Here is a 19,595-nt window from a genome sequence, read left to right on the forward strand (position 1 = left end):
GGGGCTGGGTGCGGTCGGCGGATTCGTCGGCAGCCTCCTCAAGGAACGCAGCGCTCTGACAGCCGCGCGTGGCGCCGCGGGCGAAGGAAGCGAGGAACAGCCTTCATGGGCCGTCGGCTCGTACCGCTCACGCTGGACAACCTTCAAGACCTCCCCCAGCGCTGCCGTGCGTGCGTCTTCTGGGAACTTGACCCCGTCAGTGGTGAAGCAGCGCTGAGGGCCGGCACGGCCACGGCGGAAAAGGAAGCGTGGATCTCCGCCGTCCTGCTGGACTGGGGATCCTGCGGCCGGGTCGTCTACGTCGACGACATGCCCGTGGGCTTTGTGCTCTACGCTCCTCCCGCCTACGTCCCTCGTTCCACGGCCTTCCCCACGAGCCCTGTCTCTCCGGACGCCGTGCAGCTGATGACCGCGTTCATCATGCCGGGCTACCAGGGCCAGGGGCTGGGCCGCGTGATGGTGCAGACGGTCGCGAAGGATCTGCTGCGGCGGGGCTTCAAGGCCATTGAGGCATTCGGGGACGCCCGCTGGAAGGAGCCCGCATGTGTGCTCCCCGCCGACCATCTGCTGGCCGTGGGGTTCAAGACGGTCCGGCATCATCCGGCCCACCCGCGACTCCGGCTGGAGCTGCGCTCGACGCTGTCCTGGAAGGAAGACGTGGAGATGGCGATCGACCGGCTGCTGGGAGCGGTGCAGAAGGAACCGGCGCTGAGGCCGCTGTAAGCCAGCTGTCAGTCACACCAGTGACATGCGGACTGCGACATGCGAACGGGCCAACCCCTCGGGGTTGGCCCATTCGTGTTTCACGTGAAACATCGCCGCCGTCCCGGCGGCCCCGCCGTGGTTACTCGGCGACGAAGTCCTCGAGGTCGCGGACGATCGCGGCCTTCGGCTTCGCCCCCACGATGGTCTTGGCGACCTCGCCGTTCTGGTAGACGTTCAGGGTCGGAATGGACATGACCCCGTACTTGGCGGCGGTGTTCGGGTTCTCGTCGATGTTGAGCTTGACGACCTCGATCTTGTCGCCGTACTCGGCGGCGATCGCCTCGAGGGACGGAGCGATCTGGCGGCAGGGACCGCACCAGGCGGCCCAGAAGTCCACCAGGACGGGCTTGTCGCTCTTCAGGACGTCCTGCTCGAAGGAGTCGTCGGTCACGTTCTTCAGGGTGCCGGCCACAGCGGGCTCCTTAACTGGTCGTGCGGTGGGGTGGTGGGGGCTCAGAGGGTGGACTTCTCGGGCTCGGCCTTCTGTTCGTTGTCCGCGAGAGCCGCCAGGAAGCGCTCGGCGTCGAGGGCGGCGGAGCAGCCGGTGCCGGCCGCGGTGATCGCCTGACGGTAGGTGTGGTCGACCACGTCGCCGGCGCCGAAGACACCGGTCAGGTTGGTGCGGGTGGACGGCGAGTCCACCTTCAGGTAGCCCTCCTCGTCCAGGTCCAGCTGGCCCTTGAAGAGCTCCGTGCGCGGGTCGTGGCCGATCGCGATGAACAGGCCGGTCACCGGCAGGTCCGACAGCTCGCCGGTCTTGATGTTGCGCAGCTTCAGTCCGGAGAGCTTCTGGTCGCCCTGGATCTCCGCGACCTCGCTGTCCCAGACGAACTTGATCTTCGGGTCGGCGAAGGCACGCTCCTGCATCGCCTTGGAGGCGCGCAGGGTGTCCCGGCGGTGGACGACGGTGACGGACTTGGCGAACCGGGAGAGGAAGGTGGCCTCCTCCATGGCGGTGTCACCGCCACCGATCACGGCGATGTCCTGCTCCCTGAAGAAGAACCCGTCGCAGGTGGCACACCAGGAGACGCCGCGGCCGGAGAGCGTGTCCTCGTTCGGCAGGCCGAGCTTGCGGTGCTGCGAGCCGGTGGTGACGATGACGGCCTTCGCCTGGTGCACCGTGCCCGCGGTGTCCGTGACGGTCTTGATCTCACCGCTCAGGTCGACGGAGACCACGTCGTCCGGGATGAGCTCGGCGCCGAAACGCTCGGCCTGCGCACGCATGTTGTCCATGAGCTCGGGGCCCATGATGCCGTCGCGGAAGCCGGGGAAGTTCTCCACGTCGGTGGTGTTCATCAGGGCACCACCCGCGGTGACCGCACCCTCGAAAACCAGCGGCTTCAGCGACGCGCGCGCGGTGTAGAGCGCCGCCGTGTATCCGGCGGGCCCGGAGCCGATGATGATCACGTTACGGACATCGCTCACGGCTTGATTCCTCGTCTCTGGACTGTGTCCTACGGCCGGGGGGAGCCTCTCTCGCAGCTCTCACCCCACCCAACGGATCCTAAGGGGCATGCATTCCCACTGTGCCGGGGCACACGGGGGCGTGACAGCGCACGGGATGCCATGCGGTGCCATGCGGTGCGAGGACCGAGCGTGCGCGTTCAGGAACGCGCGTAGGAGCGCGACAGCAGCACCTTGGCCGTGACCCCTTGATGGCGGACACAGGTCGCGTCGACCAGGTAGGCCGTGGCACGGCTGCTGTCGCCGGAGGCATCGGGCAGCACGACGAGATAGGCGTCCTTGCCGTCATAGGTGCCCGCCCGGGCCGCGAGCGGGACGCTGCTGTCGTTGATGCCCTGCCGTACGCACGAGGGGACCGTCGGGGGCCGGCTTTTCAGCAGCTTCGGCCGGTCGGTGCCAGCAGCGGATTCCACCCCGAAGTCGTGCGGCGTGTGACTGTCCCTGTGCGGTCGCTGCTCCTGGGCGAGGAGATCGGCGACCTCACTTTTGAGGGTGCTCGCGGAGAAGGTGTCCGCGGACGCGCTCGGACGATCGTGCGCCGTGGTGTCGGACCGCTTGTCGTCGTGGAGCGTTGCCAGAACCGCGGATGTCACCCCCAGCGCGGCGAGGGCGACTACGGAGCCGAGAACGGCGACCCTGCGGCGTCCCCGCCGGGTTCCTGTCCTGCGACCCGGTCCGGTGCTGGCGGCGCGAGGATGGCCGGAGGGACGGTCCGCAGCCGATGTTTCACGTGAAACACGCGCGCCACTTGCGAGTGGAGGCCCCGCGACGGGGGCCTCGGCTGCGAGGGCCGCGTCGATGCGGTCCGCCACGTCGACCGGCATGGCGGGCACATCAGGCAGGGCGCCGAGCAGACCGCGGATCTCCGTCAGCGACGCGTGGACGTCGGCGCACAACTCGCAGTCGTCCAGATGCCGCTGGAGGTCGTCGGCCCGGGCGGGGGCGAGAAGGCCTTCGGTGAGGTCGGAGATCTCCGTGACGTCCGGGTGCCCGGCCGCGTCTGTCGTGGATGTCACGCTCGCCCACCTCCGCCCTTCACAGCAGCTGCATCGCCTGATCCCGTGTTCTGCGCGTGTCTGCCCTCGGGGCGCGTTCCTTCGGGATCCGTCTCCGGTGGGACGGATGTCCCCTGCGCCCGGTTCCGTCCCGCGCCCGGTTTCTTCTCCTCACGGGTGCGTCCCGGGCGCAGATGGGTGAGCAGTGGCAGGAGTCTCGCTCTGCCCCGGGCGCAACGGCTCTTCACCGTTCCGGTCGGCACATCGAGGATGGCGGCGGCCTCGGCCACCGGGTAGCCCTGCATGTCCACGAGCACCAGGGCGGCCCGCTGATCCGGCGGGAGAGTGTCCAGCGCCTCGACGAGCTGCCGCTGTACGTCGTTTCTCTCGGCGGGCGCCGAGGCCGACTCGTGCGGCTCCAGCAACTGCTCCAGGCGCTCGGTGTCGTTCACGGGCGAGGTCTTGCGGGAGGCGGCCTTGCGGACCCGGTCCAGGCAGGCGTTCACCGTGATCCGGTGCAGCCAGGTCGTGACGGCCGACTGGCCGCGGAAGGTGCCCGCGGCCCGGTAGGCGGAGACGAAGGCGTCCTGCACGGCGTCAGCGGCCTCCTCGCGGTCGCCCAGCGTGCGCAGGGCGACCGCCCAGAGCCGGTCACGGTGACGGCGCACCAGCTCACCGAAGGCTTCGGGGTCGCCCGCCACGTGACGGGTGAGCAGCTCCTGATCGCTCACTCCGCCGTATCCGGCGCCGTCCGCCATCTGGCCCCTTCCCCCTCGGTGAGACGTCAGCTCGTGAACTTCACGTCCGTGATGGCCTGTTTGTAGCCGGCTGCGCTGTAGCCGTCACTGGGCGCCATGGGCACGTCCGTGAGCCACAGAAGCACGTACTGCGTCTTGATCGACTTGGTCGCCTTCACCGTGAGAGAGGACCCGCTGGTGACCGCGGTTCCGATCTCCTTCATCCCGTCGACCCCGGTCGAGGGGCTCAGGGAGTCGGTGGCATAAAGGTGGACCGTCGTGTGGTCACCGGTGTAGCGCAGCCCTATCGACGCCGTCGAGATCTCCTTGTCCGAGCCGAGGTCGTAGACGATGCCCACGCCTGGCTTGTAGGGAGCGAGTCGTGGGCCGGCGTTGTAGCGCTTGGTCCGCCAGTACGTGGCTCCGTCACCGTCATACGTCTTTTCGACGTCTCCGGGAGCTTGGGCCTCACCGCTGGCGACGTACTCCCGTGCCCCCTGGATCTGGATCGGCTTGGCCGGCTTCGGCTGCTTCTCGTCCTGGTCGCTGCCGTCCTGGGTCTGCGTCTGGGTGTCGTCGGACTTGCCGCCCTTGCCCAGCAGGGCGTCCGCGAGCTGCCAGCTGCCGAGGCCCAGGGCGGCGATGAGGAGGGCCGAGACGGCCCACTTCAGGGCCTTGCCGGTGCGGCTCTGCAGCGGGGGCGGCGGGGTCGGGACCGGCTGGGTGACCCCGGGGCGCGGCGCCGGACGGCCGTACGAGCCCTGCTGGTAGGAGGTGCCCTGGTACTCCGGCGGCGCGGTGAACGTCGGCTCCGGCGGCCGGACGCGCGGCATCTCGCCGATCGCCTTGACCAGTTCCTCCGGGGTGGTGCACGCCGACTCGTGACGGGAGGCGGTGGCGCCGTCGTTGACGAGGGCGCGCATGGCGAGTTCGGACAGGCCGCGGTGGACGCCCGCGCGCACCTGGTCGGGGGCGATGAGGCCGATGTCCTTGGGCAGCCCGGACATGCCGTAGGCGTCGCTCTCGTACGGCCAGCGCTGGGTGAGCGCCGCGTACAGCAGTGCGCCGATCGCCTCGGTGTCCGTGCGCTGCGGGGTGTCGGAACTGATGCCGCGCAGCGCGGCGTTCACGGCGAGACCGCGGACCCGCCACTGACCGGTGGAGGTGCGCAGTACGGCGTTGGGGTTCAGACGCAGATGCGCCAGGCCCTCGCGGTGCGCCGCGGCCATGGCGGAGGCGATCTGGCTGACCAACTGGTAGGCGTCGTGCGGCTCCAGAGGGCCCGAGGCCAGAAGCGTGGTCAGCTCCGTCGCGTCGGGCAGCCACTCGTGGACGACGTAGACGAGGTCGTTCTCCTCGACGGCGTCGAGCACCTGCACGAAGCGGGGATCGCCGAGCAGTGCGGAGGAGCGGGCCGCGGCGAGCACGGACCGCGCTCGCGTGTGGTCCGCGGGCAGGATGTGCACCCCGACGGCGCGACGGAGTTTCTCGTCGACGGCTCGCCAACTGCTGAATCCGTCCAGACGGGTGACGCACTCCTCGAGGCGGTACCGTCCGGCCAGCTTGTGGCCGCTGTGAAGATCGGGTGGTGAGGCCTTCCTCCCGGGACCTTCCGTCCCGTCGCTCCCGTGTGCCTCGTCGTTTTCCGTGGCCCGCTCCCGGTGCTGGGCCACCCCGTCGGACGTGGACTGGTCCGCCTTGGCGGTCAGCGGCTGTTCGCCGCTGTTGTCTGCCACGTCGACGGCAGCCGTGATCCGTTCCGCCACCGTCGCTCCTGCCTCCCCATCCATCGCGCGCTGTCCGACGCCGAATCCAATTGTGCCCACAGTCCGGCGCTATGCACGACACACAGCTGCGGACGATGGTTGTGCGCCTACCCCCGACTCAACGCCCCAGGCGCCCGCGGACCATACCCACGAGCCCGTTGATTTCCTCGATGCGCATCCGGCGGGCGGCGACGAAGAAGACCCCGAGCAGCAGCACGCCACCGGCCACCAGCGCGGCGAGCGACCCGAAGACGCCCTGGCCCAGCGTGTGGCCGATGCCGTAGCAGGCCGCGCCGCTGATCAGTGCGGCCGGCACCGAGGCGATGCCCAGCCGCGCGTACGTCCGCAGGACACGGGAACCGTCGAGGTCGCCGCCCAGCCGATGGCGCAGCCGGCGCCAGGCGACGCCGACGCCGATCGCGTATGCGAGACCGTACACGGCCGCCATGCCGACCACGGACCAGCGGGCCGGAAGCAGGAAGTAACACAGGAGCGAGGCAACCGCGTTGACCGCGGCCACGATCACCGTGTTGTAGAAGGGCGTGCGGGTGTCCTCGTAGGCGTAGAAGGCGCGCAGGACGACGTACTGCACGGAGTACGGGATCAGGCCGAGTCCGAAGGCCATCAGCATGTAGCCCATGTTGGTGGCCGGCGCGGTGCCCTGGGAGCCGAAGATCAGGGTGCACATGGGGATGCCCAGGGCGAGGAATCCGAAGGAGATGGGCACGATGGCGACCGCCGTCGTGCGCAGACCCTGCGAGATGTCGTCGCGGACCGCGCCGGTGTCGTTCTCGGCGGCCGAGCGCGAGAGGCGGGGCAGCAGGGCCGCCATCAGCGAGACCGTGATGATGGCCTGGGGCAGGCCCCAGATCAGCTGGGCGTTGGCGTAGGCGCTGAATCCGGTGCCGTCGATGTGCGTACGCGCGACCTCGGCGGTGGCCAGCTGGGTGACCACCAGGGCGCCCGCCTGGTTGGCGAGGACGAAGAGGACGGTCCACTTGGCCAGCATGGCGGCCTTGCCGAGGCCGTGCCCCTTCCAGTCGAAGCGCAGGCGGAGCCGGAACCCGGTCTCGCGCAGGTACGGGATCATCGCGAGTGCCTGCACGACGAGGCCGAGGAGCACGCCGATGCCCAGCAGGCGCTGGCCCTCCGGCGGGATGTTCGTGACGGTCATGTGGGAGTTCGCGGCGGTGCCGTAGACCCACAGGAACGTGCCGAGCGTGAAGATGATGACGATGTTGTTCAGGACCGGCGTCCACATCATCGCGCCGAACTTGCCCCGGGCGTTGAGGATCTGCCCCATCACCACGTGGACGCCCATGAAGAAGATCGAGGGCAGGAAGTACCGGGTGAAGGTGACGCCGACGTCGTTGGCCGCCGGATTACTGGCGACCGGGTTGGAGAGCATGCGGACCAGCAGCGGCGCCCCGAACATCGTGAGAGCGGTGAGCGCGCCGAGCGCGACCATCACCAGGGTGAGCAGCCGGTTGGCGAACGCCTCGCCCCCGTCGTCGTCCTCCTTCATGGCGCGGACGAGCTGCGGGACGAACACGGAGTTCAGACCGCCACCGACGGTCAGGATGTAGATCATCGTCGGCAGCTGGTAGGCCACCTGGAAGGTGTCGCCCAGCAGGGACGTGCCCAGCGCGGCCACGATCATCGCCGAGCGGACGAACCCGGTGAGCCGGGAGACCATCGTGCCGGCCGCCATGAGGGCGCTCGACTGCAGCAGTCCCGAGGCCTTCCCGCCCCTCTTCGCCACCGGAGCGGGCGTGGGCTCGGCCGTCGCCCGGGCAGGAGCCTCGGCGACGGCCGGTGCGGGCGCGTACGGCCCCATCGGTCCCTGACCGGCGGCCGGGGCCGGTGCGGGACCGGGAACCGAGGGGACCGCCGTCCGCGGGCGTCCGCCCATGTCCTGCGGTGGCCGGTAGCCGTGCTGTCCCGGCCCCTGGTGGCCGTAGCCGCCCTGGCGCGTGTCCGGACCGCCCTGCTGCTGGTCGCGGAAGAGGTGGGCGAAGGCGTCCGGCTCGTGGCGGTCCTCGCCGGAGTGGCTGACCAGGTCGTCGACGCCGACGAACTCAGTGGTGCGGGGATCCTCGCCGTGCGGCAGGTACTGGGTGGTGCCCGACGGCTCCGGCGGCGGGGTCTGCGCCCACACGCGCGGGTCGGGGGCGTGGGGCGACTGCGCGGGGCGGCCGTACAGCGGCTGCTGCGGGCCGTTCGTGGCCGGGGGCGGCGGAGGGTGCGCGGCGCGGTCGTACAGCGCCTCGCCGACCGGGTCCTGGGCGGTGAGGTCCTGCGCCCGGTAGGGGTCGTCGTCGTAGGCGTCCTGGAGGTACATGTCCGCGGGGGGCTCCGGCGGCGTCTGGCCGTGTCCGGGCGGCGGCGCGTCGGGGTGGCCCGAGCCGCCCACGGCCTGGCCGCGGTCACCGTCGTACGGCGCGTTCATGCTTACCCCACCTCATCGTCCCGGGCCCTCCGGGCCACGACATCCTCAACGGTCCACCTTCTCACCCGTGCCGGACGGGTCTGTGCTTTCCGCCGCGGTGTCCGGTGTCGGGTCACTCGGCTGCTCCGGGTCGTCCGCCCCGGGCCGGGTGCCGGACTCGTCTGTGCCTTCCGCGGGACGACCGGCGGCGCCCTCGGGGTTCTCCGGCTCGACGCCTTCCGGCCCGTCCGTGCCGTCACCGGCCTCCGGGGCGCCGTCCTCGCCGTCCTGCGCTTCCTCGGCGTTGTCGGGGTCCTGGGCGTCCTGGGCGGCCGCCTTCGCCGCCGCGCGCTTGCGCTGGGTGTACATGCGGAAGCCGGCGAGGACGAGCAGCAGGACGCCGCCGCCGATGACCAGCATCACCGTGGCCGTGATCTCGGTGACCTTGACGTCGAAGGTGACCGGCGCGCCGTACTCCCGGCCGTCCTGCGTGTAGAGCTGGGCGACCACCGTCACGGGGCCGTTGGCGTTGGCCGACGTGGTGAACTTCACGGACTGGCTGTGCCCGCCGGCGACCGCGACGGGCTGCTCCGAGTACGCCTTGCCGCCGATCTTGAGGCGGGTGGGGTTGGTCGAGGTGAGCCGGAGCATCAGGCGGTCGACGCCCTGCACCAGGTTGTTCTGCACGGTCACCGGGATCGTGGCGCTGCGGCCGGAGAGCTTCGTCTCCGACTTGTCGATCAGCTTGACCTGCTCGGAGAGGTCGTCGAGGTACGCCTCCACGCCGTCCCGGAAGTTCGTCGCCACGCCGGACCGGCCGCGCCACGACGTGGCCATCTCCCGGTTCATGGCCCGCCCGAAGGGCGTGACGACCCGGGACGGGTCGGTCAGGACGACCCGGAAGTTGTCGACCTTGTCCTGCGTCCTGGCGATCGCCCCGAAGGCGGCCGGCCTGAGTTCCTTCCTGCGCAGCGAGGAGGGGTAGTCCGCGGCGGACGGGATCCTCGTGGTGGCGCCGGGGTCCGGCTTGGCCGCGGTGGCCGCGGTCAGGTCCTGCGACTGGGACCAGTTGCTCTGCTGGAGGGCCGTCAGCGCCTGCGCCATGGCCTGGGCCTGGCTCGCGCTGGGCATGCGCTGCGGTGCCACGACGATGCTGCGCTGCCGGCTCGTCTGGCCGTCGAGCTCCAGGCTCTGGGCGAGGAACTCCTGCACGGCGAGCGTGGACGCGCCGGCCTGCGTCAGGTCGCCCTCGAACGCCGTCGACAGCCGGGCGTCCGCGACGACCGCCGTGGTGCCGCCGCCGATCGGGCGGGCGGCGGAGGGCGTGTACGACAGCCCGCCGGTCTCCTGAAGGCTGTCGCTGCGCGTGATGATCTTGTCGGCGCCCGCGGAGGTGGCGACCTTGACGATCGAGGGGTCGACGGCGCCGTCCACGGGCCAGGCGAAGTCCGTGCTCGGCTTCACGTGGAGCACCGTCTCCACCGTGCTGGCGGCGACGTCGGTGGCGTCCTTGAGCTGGCTCAGCGAGCCGGTGACGCGCGTGCCGTGGTGGGCGAGGGAGGCCAGGTCCGGGTCGGCGAAGGGCAGCGCCACGACGTCCTTGCCCGCCACCGCCTGCTGGAGCTCGGCGAGCCACTTCTTGGCGGCATCCTGGTGGGTGCCCGGTACGGGCGTGCCGTCGGCGGTCTGGACGCGGTAGTTGCGGGTCATGGCGTCGACGGACGCCAGCAGGTCGGGGTCGATCACCCAGGTGACGTCGAGGTCCTTGCCCAGCGACAGCATCCGCTCCAGGCGTCCGCCGGGTGCGAGCTCCTTGGCGAGGTCGTCGTTGAGGAAGACCGGCGTCTGCTGTGCTCCGGGGCCCGTCTCGGCCGTCATGTGGACGCTGGACACCAGCGGCCACAGATAGGTCGTCCTGGTCTTCGGGCCCGCGTCGTTCGGCTGCCACGGCAGGAACGTGCGCTGGATGCCCAGGACCTGCTCCCAGGGCTGGACGGAGGTCTGGCCGGACAGCGAGACGGAGAACTCGTAGACCCCGTTCGAGCCGAGGTTCAGCTTCTCGACCGGCACGGAGACGCTGAAGTGCTCAGCGACGCCCGGAGCGAGCTGCGTGAACTTCTGGACGTACTTGTCGCCGACCTCGGGGCCGTCGGCGCCCGGATCGAACAGGGTGCGCTGGGCGACGGTGTCGATCGCCGAGCGGGTGTCCAGCTCCGGGCCCAGGCGCAGGCCCACGTGGGCGTCGGTGACGGCCTGCTTGCTCTTGTTCGTCACCGTGCCGGAGACGGTCAGCGTGTCCCCGTCCGTGGGGGCGCTGGGGCTGAACGAGTCGACGGAGACGGCGACCGTGCGCGAGCCCGACGCGCTCTGCGGGGCCTGCCCGGCGGCGTGTGCGGACGGCATGGCGGGCAGCTGGAGCAGAGCGGCCAGCAACGGCGCTCCGGCGAGCAGCGCTCCGGCACGCCGCAGCCTTCGGCGGGCAGGTGAGGGACTGGTCCCCTGGAAGTCTGCCGCCTCGGCCACGCGCTCGCCCGTCCCTCGTCGTCAGTGGTCGTCGGAATGTGCGTCCACGCATGGTAACGATGTGCGCCGAGGGGAAGTGCCTCGGAGGCGGTCTCAAGATCGCTGGACGCGGGCGAACGCCCTGGATATGCCCGTATCAGCGGATGCTGTTCGGTACGTCACAAAGGCATGGGTTGACTAGGTAATAAGGAGAGCTTGAGCAGGTGACAAAGGGGATCTGCCGCCGCGTCCCGGGAGGTGTTGTCGCCGGGCGCTCGGCGGAGGCCGGCGCCGAAGAATCTCGGCGCGGCCGGGCGCCCGGGCCACGTACCCTTTTCTGTTGTGCCGAACGCCAACGAAGACACTTCCTCCGCCCTGAGCCAGGTGCAGCAGCGCGCGGTGAGCGAACTGCTGCTGGTCGCCCCTGTCGCCGACGACCTCGCGCGCCGTTTCCAGGAGGCCGGGTTCTCTCTCGCCCTGGTCGGCGGCTCGGTCCGGGACGCGCTCCTCGGCCGGCTCGGCAACGACCTGGACTTCACGACCGACGCCCGCCCCGAGGACGTACTGAAGATCGTGCGGCCCTGGGCGGACGCCGTCTGGGAGGTCGGGATCGCCTTCGGCACGGTCGGGGCGCAGAAGCAGGCCCGCGTCGGGGATGTCGACCGCTGCTTCCAGATCGAGGTGACGACCTACCGGTCGGAGGCCTACGACCGCTCCTCGCGCAAGCCCGAGGTGTCGTACGGCGACTCCATCGAGGAGGACCTCGTCCGCCGTGACTTCACGGTCAACGCCATGGCCGTGGCGCTGCCGGAGAAGACGTTCATCGACCCGCACGGCGGGATCGGCGACCTTGAGGCACGTGTGCTGCGCACTCCGGGAACACCCGAGGAGTCCTTCTCCGACGACCCGCTGCGCATGATGCGGGCCGCGCGTTTCGCCGCCCAGCTCGACTTCGAGGTCGCCCCCGAGGTTCTCGCTGCGATCAAGGAGATGGCGGGGCGTATCGAGATCGTCTCGGCCGAGCGGGTCCGGGACGAGCTGAACAAGCTGATCCTCTCGGCCCACCCGCGCAAGGGCCTGTCCCTGTTCGTCGACACCGGTCTCGCCGGCCATGTGCTGCCCGAGCTGCCCGCGCTGCGCCTGGAGAGCGACGAGCACCACCGGCACAAGGACGTCTACGACCACACGCTGATCGTGCTGGAGCAGGCGATGGAGCTGGAGGAGGCACCCGACCTGACGCTGCGCCTCGCCGCTCTTCTGCACGACATCGGCAAGCCGCGCACGCGTCGCTTCGAGAAGGACGGCCGGGTCTCCTTCCACCACCACGAAATGGTCGGCGCGAAGATGACCAAGAAGCGCATGACCGCGCTGAAGTACTCCAACGAGCTGGTGAAGGACGTTTCGCGGCTGGTCGAACTCCATCTGCGTTTCCATGGCTACGGCACCGGCGAGTGGACGGACTCGGCTGTCCGCCGCTACGTCCGCGACGCCGGTCCGCTGCTCGACCGCCTTCACAAGCTGACCCGCTCGGACTGCACCACCCGCAACAAGCGCAAGGCGGCCGCGCTGTCCCGGGCGTACGACGGTCTGGAGGAGCGCATCGCCGAGCTCCAGGAGCGGGAGGAACTCGACGCGATCCGCCCGGACCTCGACGGCAACCAGATCATGGAGATCCTCGGCGTCAGGCCCGGACCGGCCGTCGGCAAGGCGTACAAGTACCTGCTGGAACTGCGGCTCGAGAACGGCCCGATGGAGCACGACGCGGCGGTGGCGGCTCTCAAGGAGTGGTGGGTCGAGCAGGAGCAGCAGGACTGAGGGTGCGTGGAAAAGGGCTCGTGTTTCACGTGAAACACGAGCCCGGGAAACGCACAGGGGCGATGTTTCACGTGAAACATCGCCCCTTCGTCATGGGTCAAGCGGGTGTTACTTGGTCTCCGTCAGGCACAGCACGACGTCGTGTCCGCCTCCGGACTGGACGTAGGAGACGGTCCACCCCTTGACGCTTTCGCACTTGTTCTCGTCGGAAGATCCGTCGAACTTCTCGACCACCTTGTACTCGGCCTCACCGGACGAGCAGTCGACCTCCTTGAGGTCGGCCTTGGAGTCGGTTCCCTTGTTGTGCAGGCAGGCGCCGACCGAAGTCGTCTCGGCGTCAGTCGTCTCGGCCTGGCTGAACAGCCAGCCGATACCGAGCTTGACGAGGACGGCGGCGGCAATGAGGCCCATCGTGCCAAGGATGCCCCGCGCCTTCTTGCCCCCGGACTTCGGCGGAACGGGCGGCGGGACCGGGGCACCCTGCTGCTGCGGGAAGGGAGCGTACGGCGCCTGCGGCGGGTACGGCTGCTGCGGGGCTCCAGGTTGACCGGCCTGCTGCCCCATGGGAGCGGTGGGCGCCTCAGCGTGCGGGTTCTGGCCCTGGGGCGGCGGCGGAGTGGTCATTCGGGGGTCCCCCTGGAACTAGTGCATGACGGCAAGAACATGCTGTCGAAATAAGACGCACGTAAGTTACAGGCCAGGACTGACACTGCTGTAGCCCAGTGAGGCTCTGTGTCATTGATGTGACACGTGTCGGCCTGCAAAGCATGTCATAGCGGCCGCAACCGCCCCGTAGATCACGGCGACCATCACGACGAGCACGGCCGAGCGGCCGTCCGGTGGCAGCATCAGCGCGGCGACCCCCGCGGCGCCGACGAACGCCACGTTGAACAGCACGTCGTACACGGAAAAGATCCGGCCGCGGAAACCGTCGTCCACCGCGGACTGCACCATCGTGTCCGTGGCGATCTTCGCGCCCTGGGTGGTCAGCCCCAGCACGAACGCCGCGACGAGCAGGGGGCCGGTGGCGAACGGCAGGCCGAGGGCGGGTTCGAGGACAGCGGCGGAGCCTGCGCACACGGCGATCCAGCCGGACGGTCCGAGCCGGCCCGCCGCCCACGGTGTCATCACGGCCGCCGCGAAGAACCCCACGCCGGAGAGAGCCAGCGCCAGCCCGAGCAGACGCAGCCCGTCCCGTGTGTTCGAGGTCAGGCCGTAGCGGCACAGCATCAGCACCAGGACGGTCAGTGCCCCGTAGCAGAACCGCATCAGCGTCATCGAGGCCAGCGCCCAGGCGGCCTGCCGCCGGGACGGCGCGACGAGGTGCCGTACGGCCGCCATCAGCTCGCGCGCGGTGACGTTCAGCGCCGCGCCCAGACGTGGCCGCCGCGGCTCGCGGTCGGGCCCGAGCAGGTCCGGTGCCATGAGCAGCGAGGTCAGGGCCGCGCACAGATACAGGGCGGCCCCCAGCAGCACCACGGCCGCGTCGGAGTCCGCTCCCACCAGCCGCACGACGAAGGCGAGGCCGCCACCCGCGAACGCGGCCAGGGAGCCGGCGGTCGGCGACAGGGAGTTGGCCATCACCAGCCGCTCGGCGTCGACCACGCGCGGCAGCGCGGCGGACAGCCCGGCGAGCACGAAGCGGTTGACGGCGGTGACGCACAGCGCGGAGACGTAGAACAGCCAGTCCGGTACGGCGGCGACCATCAGCACGGCCGTGGCGGTCGCCAGTGCGGCCCGCGCCAGGTTGCCGTGGAGGAAGACCTGGCGACGGCGCCAGCGGTCCAGCAGGACGCCCGCGAAGGGGCCGATCAGCGAGTACGGCAGGAGCAGCACCGCCATCGCGGAGGCGATCGCGGCGGGCGAGGTCTGCTTCTCCGGGGAGAAGACGACGTAGGTGGCGAGCGCGACCTGGTAGACGCCGTCGGCGCTCTGGGAGAGCACCCGCACGGCGAGCAGGCGCCTGAAGTTCCTCAAGCGCAGCAGGACGCGCAGGTCACGGACGACGGCCATGGGGTGACAGCCTCACATGTGGGAGGGCCCCCGGGTGCACGCGAGGCGTACACGGACGGGGGCCCAACAGCCCTGGCAGGAGCGGTTTTGTGCAGCGCTCTCTAGCGCTCGACCTCGCCGCGGATGAACTTCTCCACGTTCTCGCGGGCCTCGTCGTCGAAGTACTGCACCGGCGGGGACTTCATGAAGTACGAGGACGCCGACAGGATCGGGCCGCCGATGCCCCGGTCCTTGGCGATCTTCGCGGCGCGCAGGGCGTCGATGATGACACCGGCGGAGTTCGGGGAGTCCCAGACCTCGAGCTTGTACTCAAGGCTCAGCGGGACGTCGCCGAAGGCGCGGCCCTCGAGGCGGACGTACGCCCACTTGCGGTCGTCGAGCCAGGCCACGTAGTCGGACGGGCCGATGTGGACGTTCTTCTCGCCGAGGTCCCGGTCGGGGATCTGGGAGGTGACGGCCTGGGTCTTGGAGATCTTCTTGGACTCCAGCCGGTCGCGCTCCAGCATGTTCTTGAAGTCCATGTTGCCGCCGACGTTCAGCTGCATGGTGCGGTCCAGGACGACACCGCGGTCCTCGAACAGCTTCGCCATGACGCGGTGCGTGATGGTCGCGCCGACCTGCGACTTGATGTCGTCGCCGACGATCGGGACGCCCGCCTCGGTGAACTTGTCCGCCCACTCCTTGGTGCCGGCGATGAAGACCGGGAGCGCGTTGACGAAGGCGACCTTGGCGTCGATGGCGCACTGGGCGTAGAACTTCGCCGCGTCCTCGGAGCCCACGGGCAGGTAGCAGACCAGGACGTCGATCTGCTTGTCCTTGAGGATCTGGACGACGTCGACCGGGGCCTCGGCGGACTCCTCGATGGTCTCCCGGTAGTACTTGCCGAGACCGTCGAGGGTGTGGCCGCGCTGAACCGTCACACCGGTGCTGGGCACGTCGCAGATCTTGATGGTGTTGTTCTCGGAGGCGCCGATGGCGTCCGCGAGGTCCAGGCCGACCTTCTTGGCGTCGACGTCGAAGGCGGCGACGAACTCGACGTCACGCACGTGGTAGTCGCCGAACTGCACGTGCATGAGGCCCGGGACCTTGGACGCCGGGTCGGCGTCCTTGTAGTACTCGACGCCCTGCACCAGCGACGCGGCGCAGTTGCCCACGCCGACGATGGCTACGCGAACCGAACCCATTCCGGTTGCTCCCTGTGTGTAATCGGTGAAGCCCCGACGGGACCTCACGTGGCGGTGTCGTCGGGCGTATCCGGCCGGGAAGACTCCCCGGACCGGGGCAGGCCGCCCGTCGCTCCAGTGGTGGTGTCCAGCGACGCGGGACCCCCGGAGACGGAACCCTTGAGGTCCCGCCCGGCCCGCTCGCTCTCGATGAGCTCGTTCAGCCAGCGCACTTCGCGCTCCACGGACTCCATGCCGTGGCGCTGGAGCTCGAGTGTGTAGTCGTCGAGGCGTTCCCGGGTGCGCGCCAGGGAGGCGCGCATCTTCTCCAGACGCTCCTCCAGCCGGCTGCGGCGGCCCTCCAGTACGCGCATGCGTACGTCGCGCGACGTCTGCCCGAAGAAGGCGAAGCGAGCGGCGAAGTGCTCGTCCTCGTACGTGTCGGGGCCCGTCTGCGAGAGCAGCTCCTCGAAGTGCTCCTTACCTTCGGCCGTCAACCGGTAGACGATTTTGGCGCGCCGGCCCGCGAGCGCGGCGGAGACGGCGTCCTCAGGAGCGTTCCCCGGCTCCTCGATCAACCAGCCGTTGACGACCAGCGTCTTGAGGCAGGGATAGAGCGTCCCGTAGCTGAACGCACGGAACACACCCAATGACGTGTTGAGCCGTTTGCGCAGTTCGTAGCCGTGCATCGGGGATTCGCGGAGCAGGCCGAGTACGGCGAACTCGAGGATGCCGGAACGCCGGCCCATCGTCGCCTCCTCTCTGCCGCGATCCGGTGGCGGCGGGGGCCGCTCCGGGTGCCGTGACGATGCTTATCTCGCGCCGATGTATCGACTCGATACATCACGACGATAGATCCCAGTCCGGCATGCGACAAGAGGGGGCAGAGTGAACGGGATCACATCGCCGACCGGTCGGAGGCAAGTTGCCTGGTTTGGGGTGAACTTCGGGGCTCACCGGGTTTTGCCAGTGCGTAGTCTGTGCGCCATGCACATCGCCGGGAACCGAGTGACGCCTGGGGATCGTCCTCGCCCCCGGTGCGGTACGGGTGAATGCGTGACCGACCACATCCGTACTTCGGGGGGACCGGAAAACAGCCGTCGTCTCCAGGCGCGCGAGAAGCGCCTGCCCGAGGAGTAATCGTTCGATGAGCGAGCACCGTCGCAAACCGCCGCAGCCGCAGGGAGGCGGACGTGCCGCGGCCCGGCGTGGCCAGTCCGGCTCGTCCTCCGGCCGCCGTGCGGCCCCGCGAGGCGCCACCGGATCTCCTGCCGACTCCGGTTCACATGGCGCGGAAGGCGAGGACCGCCCGTACGGCAGCCGTGCCGAGGCCCGGCGGGCGGCGCAGAGAAGCAGTGGCCGACGCGGTCGGCCGGACGGTCCCGGACGCGGCCGAGGACGGCCGGGGCCACCCGCCGAGAAGCGGTTCATCGACTACCCGCGCGCGGGAAAGTACGGATGGCAGCGCTGGATACCGTCCTGGAGGCTCGTCTCCGGGTTGTGCATCGGCTTCGTCGGCAGCCTGGTGGCCGTCGCCGGCGTCGGGTACGCGATGGTGAGCGTGCCCAGTGAGGCGCACGCCGCGGCGGTGTCGCAGAACAACGTCTACTACTGGTCCAACGGTCAGCAGATGGTCGCCACCGGCAGCGGCCAGAACCGGCAGAACGTCACGATCGACAAGATTCCCAAGGCCATGGGGCTGGCGGTGATCTCGGCCGAGAACAAGAGCTTCTACAGCGACTCGGGTGTCGACCCGATGGGTATCGCCCGCGCGCTGGCCAACATGGCGACGGGCGGCGACACGCAGGGCGGTTCGACGATCACCCAGCAGTTCGTGAAGAACACCTATCTGAGCCAGGATCAGACGGTCTCCCGGAAGTTCAAGGAGATGTTCATCTCGATCAAGGTGGGCACGAAGCTCTCCAAGGACGACATCCTCCAGGGATACCTGAACACCTCGTACTACGGCCGTGGCGCGTACGGCATCCAGGCCGCCGCCCAGACGTACTACGGCAAGGACGCCGTCGATCTCACGCCGAGCGAATGCGCCGTCCTCGCCGCTCTGCTCAAGGGCCCGACGTACTACGACCCCGCGGGCAACGAGAGTCTCGACTCCACGGCCACCGCAGCGGCCAACCACAAGCGGTCGGAACTGCGGTGGAGCTGGATCCTCGAGCAGATGCACAAGAGCGATCTGAAGGATCACCTCACGGACGCCCAGTACCAGGAGGCGATCAAGAAGTACCCCGAGCCTCAGGGCCGTAAGGCGATCAAGGGTATGACCGGCCAGGTCAGCTACCTCGTCGACGCGGCGAAGCGGTACGTCCTGAAGCACTCCGACATCACGGAGGCGCAGTTCGACCAGGGTGGGTACCAGATCTGGACCACCTTCGAGAAGGACAAGGTCGAGGCGATGGCCGCGGCCGTCAAGAAGGTGGAGAAGGCGAACATCGACCCGAAGCGCGAGCTGGACAAGCATGTTCAGTTCGGTGCGGCGTCGGTGAAGCCCAATGACGGTGCGATCGTCGCTCTCTACGGTGGCGTCGGCTTCGAGAACGGCCACTTCACCAACAACGCGGACACCTCGGGCGTCCCCGTCGGTTCGACGTGGAAGCCGTTCGTGCTCGCCGCGGCGATGCAGTACGGCACCTACAAGACCGATGGCGTCGGGGTCTCGCCGCTCAGCAAGTACAACGGCAATGACCATCTGAAGGTCATGAACAACGACGGGTCCTTCGTCCTCAAGAAGGACAACACGCCCTTCTTCCAGAACAACGAGGGCCCCTTCCCATGGGGCTACATCACACTGCGCAAGGCGATGGAGCAGTCCATCAACACCCCCTTCGTCCAGCTCGGCATGGACGTGGGGATGCGGAACGTGGCGGACGTGGCTGAGAAGTCCGGCCTTCTGAAGGACAGCTTCGCCGATCTCAACGCGTCGTTCGCCCTCGGTACGTCGACGCCCAGTGCGATCCGCATGGCCGACGCCTACGCGACGTTCGCGGCGTCGGGGCAGCAGGCCGACCCGTACTCGGTGACGGCCGTCAAGCACAACGGTTCGGAGCTGCCCGGCTTCGAGAAGCCGCGCATCAAGCGGGCGATGCCCGAGATCGTGGCGCACAACGTCACCGACGTCCTCGAGAACGTCATCGAGAACGGCACGGGTAAGAACGCGCTCGCCCTGGGCCGCAAGGCCGCGGGCAAGACGGGCACCACCGACAAGAACAAGTCCGCGTGGTTCGTCGGCTACACCCAGCAGCTCTCGACCGCCGTGACCATGTTCCGTGAGGAGCCCAAGAGCCACAGCCTGCTCTCCATGAACGGCACGGCGGGCAAGGACTCCATCCACGGTGGTGACATCCCCACCCAGGTGTGGACCGAGTACATGAAGGCAGCCCTGCAGGGGAAGAACGACCCCGGCTTCCCCAAGGCCGAGAAGGTCGGCGAGATCGCGGACGGGGCCGGCGCGCCTTCCCCGACCCCGACCCCGACCGCCACCGAGACCGCGGAGGAGAGCCCGACTCCCTCGCCGACTCCCACCGAGTCCGAGCCCGCTCCGGACCCCTCGCCGACCCGGACACGTTGCGGCTTCTTCGGCTGTAACGGCAACGGCAACGGCAACGGCGGTCAGACCGGCGACGGCGGCGTGGACGGCGGCACCGACCAGTCGTCGCCTTCGCCGACCGAGTCGGACGCTAACAACGGCAACGGAGGCGGCAACCGGGGCAACGGCAACGGAGGCAACGGCCTCTTCGCAGGCCCGGCCGGCGGTTGATCCGAAGTCCGAAGCGAGCGCGGGGCCCCCCCCCCCCCCCGGGGGGGGGGGGGGGGGGGGGGGGGGGGGGGGTTGGGGGGGGGGGGGGGGGGGGGGGGGGGGGGGGGGGGGGGGGGGGGGGGGCCGGGTGTCGGGCCGCGTGGCGTGGGGAGGTGCCGGGCGGGCCTTGCGG

At 69.5% G+C, this 19,595-nt stretch carries 14 protein-coding genes; 3 read left to right on the forward strand and 11 right to left on the reverse strand.

All coding sequences use genetic code 11. The features are described 5' to 3' along the window. The first annotated feature begins 105 nt into the window (after nt 1–105). Nucleotides 106–723 (forward strand): GNAT family N-acetyltransferase, encoded by a 618-nt coding sequence (locus ACIP4X_RS12530; RefSeq protein ID WP_358733277.1) that lies wholly within the window; start codon nt 106–108, stop codon nt 721–723. 121 nt (nt 724–844) lie between these two features. Here the strand turns inward: ACIP4X_RS12530 and trxA are convergent, their stop codons facing one another. From trxA to ACIP4X_RS12565, 7 genes are all read right to left on the reverse strand, one after another. After that, a complete protein-coding gene (gene trxA, locus ACIP4X_RS12535) occupies nt 845–1,177 on the reverse strand; it encodes a thioredoxin (protein WP_141359862.1) in 333 nt (110 codons plus the stop codon). A 41-nt stretch (nt 1,178–1,218) separates the two neighbouring features. Next, nucleotides 1,219–2,190, reverse strand: a complete 972-nt coding sequence (trxB, locus tag ACIP4X_RS12540) for a thioredoxin-disulfide reductase (RefSeq protein WP_358733279.1) — start codon at nt 2,188–2,190, stop codon at nt 1,219–1,221. Between the two features lie 179 nt (nt 2,191–2,369). Beyond that, on the reverse strand, nt 2,370–3,245 hold the full coding sequence (locus ACIP4X_RS12545) for a hypothetical protein (RefSeq protein ID WP_391459271.1): 876 nt from the start codon (nt 3,243–3,245) through the stop codon (nt 2,370–2,372). Beyond that, on the reverse strand, nt 3,242–3,982 hold the full coding sequence (sigM, locus tag ACIP4X_RS12550; RefSeq protein WP_358733283.1) for an RNA polymerase sigma factor SigM: 741 nt from the start codon (nt 3,980–3,982) through the stop codon (nt 3,242–3,244). Before sigM ends, ACIP4X_RS12545 begins: the two co-directional genes overlap by 4 nt. Nucleotides 3,983–4,008: 26 nt before the next feature. Then, nucleotides 4,009–5,727, reverse strand: coding sequence for a protein kinase family protein (locus ACIP4X_RS12555; RefSeq protein WP_391459267.1), 1,719 nt, complete (start codon nt 5,725–5,727; stop codon nt 4,009–4,011). A gap of 118 nt (nt 5,728–5,845) precedes the next feature. After that, complete coding sequence (gene murJ / locus ACIP4X_RS12560) at nt 5,846–8,176, reverse strand: murein biosynthesis integral membrane protein MurJ (RefSeq protein ID WP_391459265.1); 2,331 nt, start codon at nt 8,174–8,176, stop codon at nt 5,846–5,848. A gap of 45 nt (nt 8,177–8,221) precedes the next feature. Continuing rightward, a complete protein-coding gene (locus ACIP4X_RS12565) occupies nt 8,222–10,678 on the reverse strand; it encodes a DUF6049 family protein (protein ID WP_358733289.1) in 2,457 nt (818 codons plus the stop codon). Nucleotides 10,679–10,999: 321 nt separating this feature from the next. On the opposite strand from ACIP4X_RS12565, the gene ACIP4X_RS12570 reads away from it, so the two are divergent. Beyond that, nucleotides 11,000–12,472 (forward strand): CCA tRNA nucleotidyltransferase, encoded by a 1,473-nt coding sequence (locus ACIP4X_RS12570; protein WP_391459262.1) that lies wholly within the window; start codon nt 11,000–11,002, stop codon nt 12,470–12,472. A 108-nt stretch (nt 12,473–12,580) separates the two neighbouring features. Here ACIP4X_RS12570 and ACIP4X_RS12575 read toward each other — a convergent pair whose 3' ends face one another. The 4 genes from ACIP4X_RS12575 to ACIP4X_RS12590 all read right to left on the reverse strand — a co-directional run bounded on the left by ACIP4X_RS12575 (nt 12,581) and on the right by ACIP4X_RS12590 (nt 16,397). Further along, nucleotides 12,581–13,096 carry a hypothetical protein gene (locus tag ACIP4X_RS12575; protein ID WP_401348103.1) on the reverse strand — a complete coding sequence of 172 codons (516 nt, stop codon included), beginning with the start codon at nt 13,094–13,096 and terminating at the stop codon, nt 12,581–12,583. Between the two features lie 111 nt (nt 13,097–13,207). Continuing rightward, a complete protein-coding gene (locus ACIP4X_RS12580; protein WP_391459258.1) occupies nt 13,208–14,485 on the reverse strand; it encodes an MFS transporter in 1,278 nt (425 codons plus the stop codon). Between the two features lie 101 nt (nt 14,486–14,586). Beyond that, the gene (locus ACIP4X_RS12585; protein ID WP_358733297.1) at nt 14,587–15,669 is read right to left on the reverse strand and encodes an inositol-3-phosphate synthase; all 1,083 of its coding nucleotides are present in this window, start codon (nt 15,667–15,669) and stop codon (nt 14,587–14,589) included. 44 nt (nt 15,670–15,713) lie between these two features. Further along, nucleotides 15,714–16,397 (reverse strand): helix-turn-helix transcriptional regulator, encoded by a 684-nt coding sequence (locus ACIP4X_RS12590; RefSeq protein WP_358733298.1) that lies wholly within the window; start codon nt 16,395–16,397, stop codon nt 15,714–15,716. Between the two features lie 398 nt (nt 16,398–16,795). Here ACIP4X_RS12590 and ACIP4X_RS12595 point away from each other — a divergent pair, with 398 nt between their 5' ends. After that, the gene (locus ACIP4X_RS12595) at nt 16,796–19,423 is read left to right on the forward strand and encodes a transglycosylase domain-containing protein (RefSeq protein ID WP_391459254.1); all 2,628 of its coding nucleotides are present in this window, start codon (nt 16,796–16,798) and stop codon (nt 19,421–19,423) included. Nucleotides 19,424–19,595: the final 172 nt, after the last annotated feature.

This window comes from Streptomyces sp. NPDC088817 (assembly GCF_044750345.1).
Taxonomy (GTDB): Bacteria; Actinomycetota; Actinomycetes; order Streptomycetales; family Streptomycetaceae; genus Streptomyces.